We start from the raw sequence: 6,431 nt of genomic DNA on the forward strand, positions 1-6,431 counted from the left end.
TAGCGCGTCTTTTTTTTCAGGTACTGATATGCGTGTTTTGCTGGCCCCTATGGAAGGCGTGCTCGACTCGCTCGTGCGCGAGCTGCTGACCGAGGTAAATGATTACGATCTCTGCGTGACGGAGTTCCTGCGCGTGGTGGATATGCTGCTGCCAGCAAAATCGTTCTATCGGCTCTGCCCGGAGCTGCATCGCCAGAGCCGCACCGCATCCGGCACGCGGGTGCGCATTCAGCTGCTGGGCCAGCATCCGCAATGGCTGGCGGAAAACGCCGCCCGCGCGGTTGAGCTGGGCTCCTGGGGCGTCGATCTCAACTGCGGCTGCCCGTCGAAGCTGGTCAACGGCAGCGGCGGCGGCGCGACCCTGCTGAAAGATCCGGAGCTTATTTACCGCGGCGCAAAAGCGATGCGTGAGGCGGTGCCGTCCGATCTGCCGGTCACGGTAAAGGTGCGGCTGGGCTGGGACAGCGACGCGCGGCAGTTTGAGATTGCCGATGCGGTACAGCAGGCGGGCGCCACCGAGCTGGTGGTGCATGGTCGTACTAAGGAAGACGGCTACAAGGCCGAGCGCATTAACTGGCAGGCGATTGGCGAGATCCGCAAGCGGCTTTCTATTCCCGTTATCGCCAACGGCGAAATCTGGGACTACGACAGCGCTCAGGCCTGCCTTAAGGCAACTGGCTGCGATGCGGTGATGATAGGCCGCGGCGCGCTGAACGTGCCTAATCTGAGCAGGGTGGTGAAATACAACGAGCCGCGCATGCCGTGGGAAGAGGTGGTCACGCTGCTGAAAAAATACAGTCGTCTCGAAAAGCAGGGTGATACCGGGTTATATCACGTTGCGCGCATTAAGCAGTGGCTGAGCTATCTGCGAAAGGAGTACAGCGAAGCGCTGGGGCTTTTTCAGGAGATCCGCGCGCTGCAAACCTCTGCCGAAATTGCCAGCGTGATCCAGTCCAAATAAGAAACGGCCCGGAAAAATGCGGGGCCGTTCACTCAGAATATCATCTTGAATACGCCTGTTACCACCAGCAGCCCAATCAGAAAAATAATCAAAATAATCCAAAGTAATATCTTCATTTGCCTCTCCTGTGCATGTTTGTCCTATCAAGTGTAGCAGCCCCTCGGCGCGTGAAAATATAATTGCAGTGAATGCATGTAATTTATTGATTGGATTGGCGAATAATTTTCCAATTATGTGATTGTATGACAACGTGTGGATTGCCACGGGTTACTAAAAAAAAGAGCGGCGCCAGGCGTAATTTGCGCCTTTAATTTTTGAGTGCATGACGTGATGAAACGTTCTTTTCTTTTAGCCCTGACGACTCCGCTAATCTTTACGCTCGCCGCGTGCGCGCCGCAGCATCCCTCGGTATCAGCCATTAAAACCCAGCCGGTCGCCGCTGGGGTTAACGCGCGTCTGAGCCACGTCGACTGGCCGAAAAACGCGTGGTGGAAAGAGTATAACGACCCGCAGCTGGATTCACTGATTGCAAAAGCCCTGAGCAATGCCCCGGATATGCAGATTGCCCGTCAGCGCATCACGCTCGCAGAAGCCCAGGCGAAAGCCGCGATGGCCGCCGACGGTCCGCAGGTTGATTTTTCTGCTGACCTTGAGCGCCAGAAAATGTCGGCAGAAGGCTTAATGGGCCCGTTTGCGCTGACCGATCCCGCAGCGGGCACAACCGGGCCGTGGTATACCAACGGCACGTTCGGCCTGACGGCGGGCTGGGATCTGGATCTCTGGGGGAAAAACCGTGACCTGGTTGAGGCGCGCATTGGCAAAGTGAACGCGCAAAAGGCGGAGCTCGAGCAGACCCGCCAGCTGCTTGCCACCAGCGTGGCGCGGCTCTACTGGGAATGGCAAACCGAATCGGCGATCTACGGCGTGCTGAGCGATATCCGCCAGGAGCAGAATAATATCATCTCGGCGGATAAACAGCTTTACCAGCACGGGATCACCTCGTCCATTGAGGGCGTCGAAACCGATATCAATGCCAGCAAAACCGAAGAGCATATGGCCGACGCCGCGGGCAAGATGAAGGCCATTGAGGCGCGGCTCCAGGCGCTGACCAATACGGCATCGGTGAAGCTCACGCGCCGCGATCTTCCGGCCGTTGAGGCCTCTTTACCTACGACGCTGGGCTATGAGCTGCTGGCGCGTCGCCCGGACCTTCAGGAAGCGCGCTGGTATATCGAAGCGTCGATGAATAACGTTGATGCGGCCAAAGCGGCGTTCTATCCCGACGTCAACCTGATGGCGTTTTTGCAGCAGGATGCCCTGCACCTGAGCGATCTTTTACGCCATTCCGCGCAGCAGATGGGCGTGACGGGCGGCTTCACGCTGCCGATTTTTGACAGCGGTCGCCTCAACGCGCAGCTGGATATCGCCCAGGCGCAGAACAATCTCAGCGTTGCCGATTACAACAAGGCGGTGGTGGATGCGGTAAACCAGGTCGCGCGCACCGCCAGCGAGGTTGAGACGCTGACCAGCAAAAACCAGCAGCACCAGCGCGTAGAGCACGATGCCGCAAGGGTGGTTACGCTCGCGCAGGCGCGCTTTAATGCAGGGCTGATTGCGGGCTCGCGCGTCAGCGAGGCGAAAATCCCGGCCCTGCAGGAGAAGATCTCCGGCTTGACCTTAAAGGGCCAGTACCTGGACGCCACCCTGCAGCTGACCTCAGCGCTGGGCGGCGGCTATCATCACGGGTGAAAAGGATCGTAGCGCGAAGTACAACAGGCGCTACGAACTACCGTTTGAAAGCGTAGAGAAATTTAGAGACTTTCGTTATTAAATGAGGATGTTTCATATGAAAAACAATAGATCCTTTTGTTTCATTCTTATCAATGAAAACTGAGGATCTCTTGATGATATCGCATATTTTTTTATCGTATTTATAATAACCATATATTTTTTTATGGATGGTTTTTATTTCTAACAGACAGTTTAGAATGACCAGCTTTAATAATTCTTGTTTTTTCGGCGTATGAGCATGCGAATCAAATTCACTGATAGTATGCTCAAGCGTGTCAGTCATGTTGTTTATATCGTCAACAAGCAGGTTTTGCGTGATGCCGCTATGGTTAGTTCTGTATAAGTACAGAGGTGCTTTAATAGACACAATGTTTTCTGATTTAAAATATAACCATGGCGTGAAGTACATGTCTTCATATCGACCACTGTTTGGAAATTTGTGGTCTCCGAGAATGTCTTTCCTGAAGACCCGGCTCCAGACGTGCCAGTGAGAGCGTTTGAAACGCTCGCGTAATACGCTATCGCTATTCTTATGAATCGCATGCTGCACGTCTTTTATCTGCGATTTTTCAGGTAACTCCGCGTCATCATTGAACCGAATGTACTCAAAGTCGATCAAATCGGGCTTTTCATTCTTGACGATGGGATAAATAACGTCCATCAAGTTGTCGAACCACAGATCGTCACCGTCAATAAACAGTATATATTCACCCGATGATAAATCTAATCCAACGTTTCGGGTTGCAGAGATACCCTTGTTGTCTTGCTGTATATATTTAACATTGGCCGTGTGTTTTGTCGCTAATGCGCGGAGTATTTCATCATGCGTGCGATCGGTTGAGCCATCATTGATGATGACGATCTCCATAGTATCGTTAGCTTGTTTCAGCACTGACATCAATGATGAGAAAATATAATTTTCATTGTTGTGTGTAGGTATAATGATACTAAAAACAATGTTACTCATAGCGATCTCAAATAAATTAACGCAAAATTTTTTGTGCAATAATACACCAACAGTCTATTACTGTCTGATTTTTTTGGACCAGGTCACTGCGCCTTCCTTAAAACTCGCGGGCGGCGCAGGACCGCACGGCTAATCTTCCCGCTTATTCTCCCGGTGCTTCAGCCATAGCCTCACCGCAACCACGCCGACGACCACCAGAATCAGCCACGCCCAGTGCTTCACGTGCTGGTCGAAATTGTGCAGCCACGGGCCAATGACTTCGCCCCCGACGTAGCCGAGCGAGGTGAAAATCAGCGCCCAGGCGATGGCTCCGAGAATATTCAGCGGCAGGAAAATTTTCGGCGGCAGGCGGCTCGCGCCGATGAGGATCGGGCCCACGATCCGAAAGCCGTACATAAAGCGGGTGCCGATCACAAAGAGGTAAGGGTGACGCTGGATCAGCCTTTGCGCCCGGCTGATTTTTTTGCGGTGCTTCGAAAAGCGCTCAAGCAGGGTAGGCCCGAAGCGTAATCCCAGAAAGTAGAGCAGTTGGTCGCCAATCATGCCGCCCAGCGCCACGGCGGCAACCACCAGCGGAAATTTTAGCAATCCCTGATGCGCTGCAACCCCGCCCAAAAGCGTGATGGTTTCGCCCTCCGCCACGCTGCCAACCACCAGCGCGGCGTATCCGTATTGTTCAATCAGACCGTTGATATCCATTAAGTACGCGTCGTCTCCTTGTTTTTCCTCCGTTAATGATACACCCCATCTATGGATTACGCGGCCTCGGGGGCAAATTTAGTGCTGTACACAAAATAATCTACAGCCTGCATTATACTTGAGGTATCGATGACGGGCCGACAACAAGGGGGCGTTATGAACCATGTCTGGGGACTTTTCTCCCATCCCGATCGTGAAATGCACGTGATCAGAAATGAGAACGAAACGGTTGCGCATCACTATACCCACCACGTGCTGCTGATGGCGGCGGTGCCGGTGATTTGCGCGTTCATTGGCACCACGCAAATAGGCTGGAACTTCGGTGATGGCACCGTGGTGAAGCTCTCCTGGTTTACCGGGCTCTATCTGGCCATTCTGTTCTACGGCGTCATGCTGGCGGGGGTGGCCGTGATGGGGCGCGTGATCCACTGGATGGCGCGCAACTATCCTCAACGGCCTTCTCTGGCGAACTGTATGATATTTGCCGGATATATCGCGACTCCGCTGTTTTTAAGCGGCATCGTTGCGCTCTATCCCCTGGTCTGGCTGTGCGCCCTTATCGGTACGCTTGCGCTCTTTTACACGGGTTATCTGCTGTATCTGGGCATACCCACGTTCCTGAACATCAATAAAGAAGAGGGCCTGAGCTTCTCCAGCTCCACGCTGGCTATCGGCGTGCTGGTTCTGGAGGCGCTGCTGGCGCTGACGGTGATTCTGTGGGGCTACGGATACCGTCTTTTCTAAGTTCACTGCGCTGCTGGCGCAATTGCAGCAGCGCAGCATCCGTTCATGATTATCCGCTGGCGACATTTCACGGTGACCGCTATGATGCCGTAGCCAGCCTGCGTTTTTCATACGCGCAGGCGGCGTACGTCAATACGTGCCTGATTCACTATCAGAAGTCTCACCATGCTGAAATTCCGTGTCTCTTTACTTAGCCTTGCGCTAATCCTCGGTGCGTCTGCGGCCGTGCCGGCGATGGCCGCCGCGACAGCCGCCGCGCCGGCTGCTCAACCGCAAATTGCGTCCGGCAGCGCGATGATTGTCGATCTCAATACCAATAAGGTGATCTACGCCAGCCATCCCGATCTGGTGCGACCGATTGCCTCAATCACAAAATTAATGACGGCGATGGTGGTGCTTGACGCACGGCTGCCGCTGGACGAAACGCTGAAAGTGGATATCAGCCACACGCCGGAGATGAAGGGAATCTACTCTCGCGTGCGCCTGAACAGCGAAATCAGCCGCAAAAATATGCTGCTGCTGGCGCTGATGTCGTCAGAAAACCGCGCGGCGGCAAGCCTGGCGCACCACTATCCGGGCGGATATGACGCATTTATTCGCGCGATGAATGCCAAAGCCAAATCGCTGGGCATGACCAACACCCGCTTTGTCGAGCCGACCGGCCTGTCGATTCACAACGTGTCGACGGCGCGCGATCTTACAAAGATGCTGATTGCCAGCAAGCAGTACCCGCTGATCGGCCAGCTCAGCACCACCCGTGAGGATATGGCGACGTTCTCTAATCCGTCCTACACGCTGCCGTTCCGTAACACTAACCATCTGGTTTACCGCGAAAACTGGAACATTCAGCTAACCAAAACCGGCTTTACCAACGCGGCGGGCCACTGCCTGGTGATGCGCACCGTGTTCAATGGCAAACCGGTGGCGCTGGTGGTGATGGACGCGTTTGGCAAATACACCCACTTTGCGGACGCCAGCCGCCTGCGTACCTGGATTGAGACCGGGAAAGTGCAGCCGGTGCCGGCCGCGGCGCTGACCTACAAGAAGCAGAAAGCGGAACAGATGGCGACGGCGCAGAACGATTAGGTTGTCTCTGCGGTCTGGTGCCCTCACCCCAAGCCTCTCCCACGGGGTTGAGGGTTCCCCAGTAATTTTTTACTCTTAAAGCAATGAAAAAATTACAGGATAATAAAAGACTTACAGCGGTCCCCTGGTCCGGCTGAAAATCGCTGAGGCGTTGACCGTAGGCCGGGGCGAGGCGCACGGATG

6 protein-coding genes are annotated in these 6,431 nt (G+C 54.3%); 4 read left to right on the plus strand and 2 right to left on the minus strand.

Annotation, left to right across the window (positions count from 1 at the left end; translation table 11 throughout):
- Positions 1 to 28 precede the first annotated feature (28 nt).
- Together dusC and mdtQ are read left to right on the plus strand one after the other, a co-directional pair.
- A complete protein-coding gene (dusC, locus tag AB8804_RS04470) occupies positions 29 to 961 on the plus strand; it encodes a tRNA dihydrouridine(16) synthase DusC (RefSeq protein WP_371183476.1) in 933 nt (310 codons plus the stop codon).
- A gap of 330 nt (positions 962 to 1,291) precedes the next feature.
- Entirely contained in the window at positions 1,292 to 2,710 is a 1,419-nt protein-coding gene (mdtQ, locus tag AB8804_RS04475) for a multidrug resistance outer membrane protein MdtQ (RefSeq protein WP_371183478.1), read from the plus strand.
- 37 nt (positions 2,711 to 2,747) lie between these two features.
- Here the strand turns inward: mdtQ and AB8804_RS04480 are convergent, their stop codons facing one another.
- Positions 2,748 to 3,719 carry a glycosyltransferase family 2 protein gene (locus AB8804_RS04480; RefSeq protein ID WP_371183480.1) on the minus strand — a complete coding sequence of 324 codons (972 nt, stop codon included), beginning with the start codon at positions 3,717 to 3,719 and terminating at the stop codon, positions 2,748 to 2,750.
- A gap of 129 nt (positions 3,720 to 3,848) precedes the next feature.
- Complete coding sequence (locus tag AB8804_RS04485) at positions 3,849 to 4,418, minus strand: DedA family protein (RefSeq protein ID WP_371183482.1); 570 nt, start codon at positions 4,416 to 4,418, stop codon at positions 3,849 to 3,851.
- 156 nt (positions 4,419 to 4,574) lie between these two features.
- Here AB8804_RS04485 and AB8804_RS04490 point away from each other — a divergent pair, with 156 nt between their 5' ends.
- Both AB8804_RS04490 and pbpG read left to right on the plus strand, forming a co-directional pair.
- On the plus strand, positions 4,575 to 5,162 hold the full coding sequence (locus AB8804_RS04490; protein ID WP_371183484.1) for a Yip1 family protein: 588 nt from the start codon (positions 4,575 to 4,577) through the stop codon (positions 5,160 to 5,162).
- A 165-nt stretch (positions 5,163 to 5,327) separates the two neighbouring features.
- Complete coding sequence (gene pbpG, locus AB8804_RS04495) at positions 5,328 to 6,248, plus strand: D-alanyl-D-alanine endopeptidase (protein WP_371183486.1); 921 nt, start codon at positions 5,328 to 5,330, stop codon at positions 6,246 to 6,248.
- Positions 6,249 to 6,431 lie beyond the last annotated feature (183 nt).

The sequence above is a fragment of the Enterobacter sp. KBR-315C3_2022 genome, from assembly GCF_041399425.1.
Classification (GTDB): Bacteria; Pseudomonadota; Gammaproteobacteria; order Enterobacterales; family Enterobacteriaceae; genus Enterobacter.

Excerpts from the sequence above, each read along its gene's own strand:
- AB8804_RS04480 (WP_371183480.1), bottom strand. The coding sequence starts at position 3,719 with ATGAGTAACATTGTTTTTAGTATCATTATACCTACACACAACAATGAA.
- AB8804_RS04490 (WP_371183484.1), top strand. The coding sequence starts at position 4,575 with ATGAACCATGTCTGGGGACTTTTCTCCCATCCCGATCGTGAAATGCAC.
- dusC (WP_371183476.1), top strand. The coding sequence starts at position 29 with ATGCGTGTTTTGCTGGCCCCTATGGAAGGCGTGCTCGACTCGCTCGTG.
- AB8804_RS04485 (WP_371183482.1), bottom strand. The coding sequence starts at position 4,418 with ATGGATATCAACGGTCTGATTGAACAATACGGATACGCCGCGCTGGTG.
- mdtQ (WP_371183478.1), top strand. The coding sequence starts at position 1,292 with ATGAAACGTTCTTTTCTTTTAGCCCTGACGACTCCGCTAATCTTTACG.
- pbpG (WP_371183486.1), top strand. The coding sequence starts at position 5,328 with ATGCTGAAATTCCGTGTCTCTTTACTTAGCCTTGCGCTAATCCTCGGT.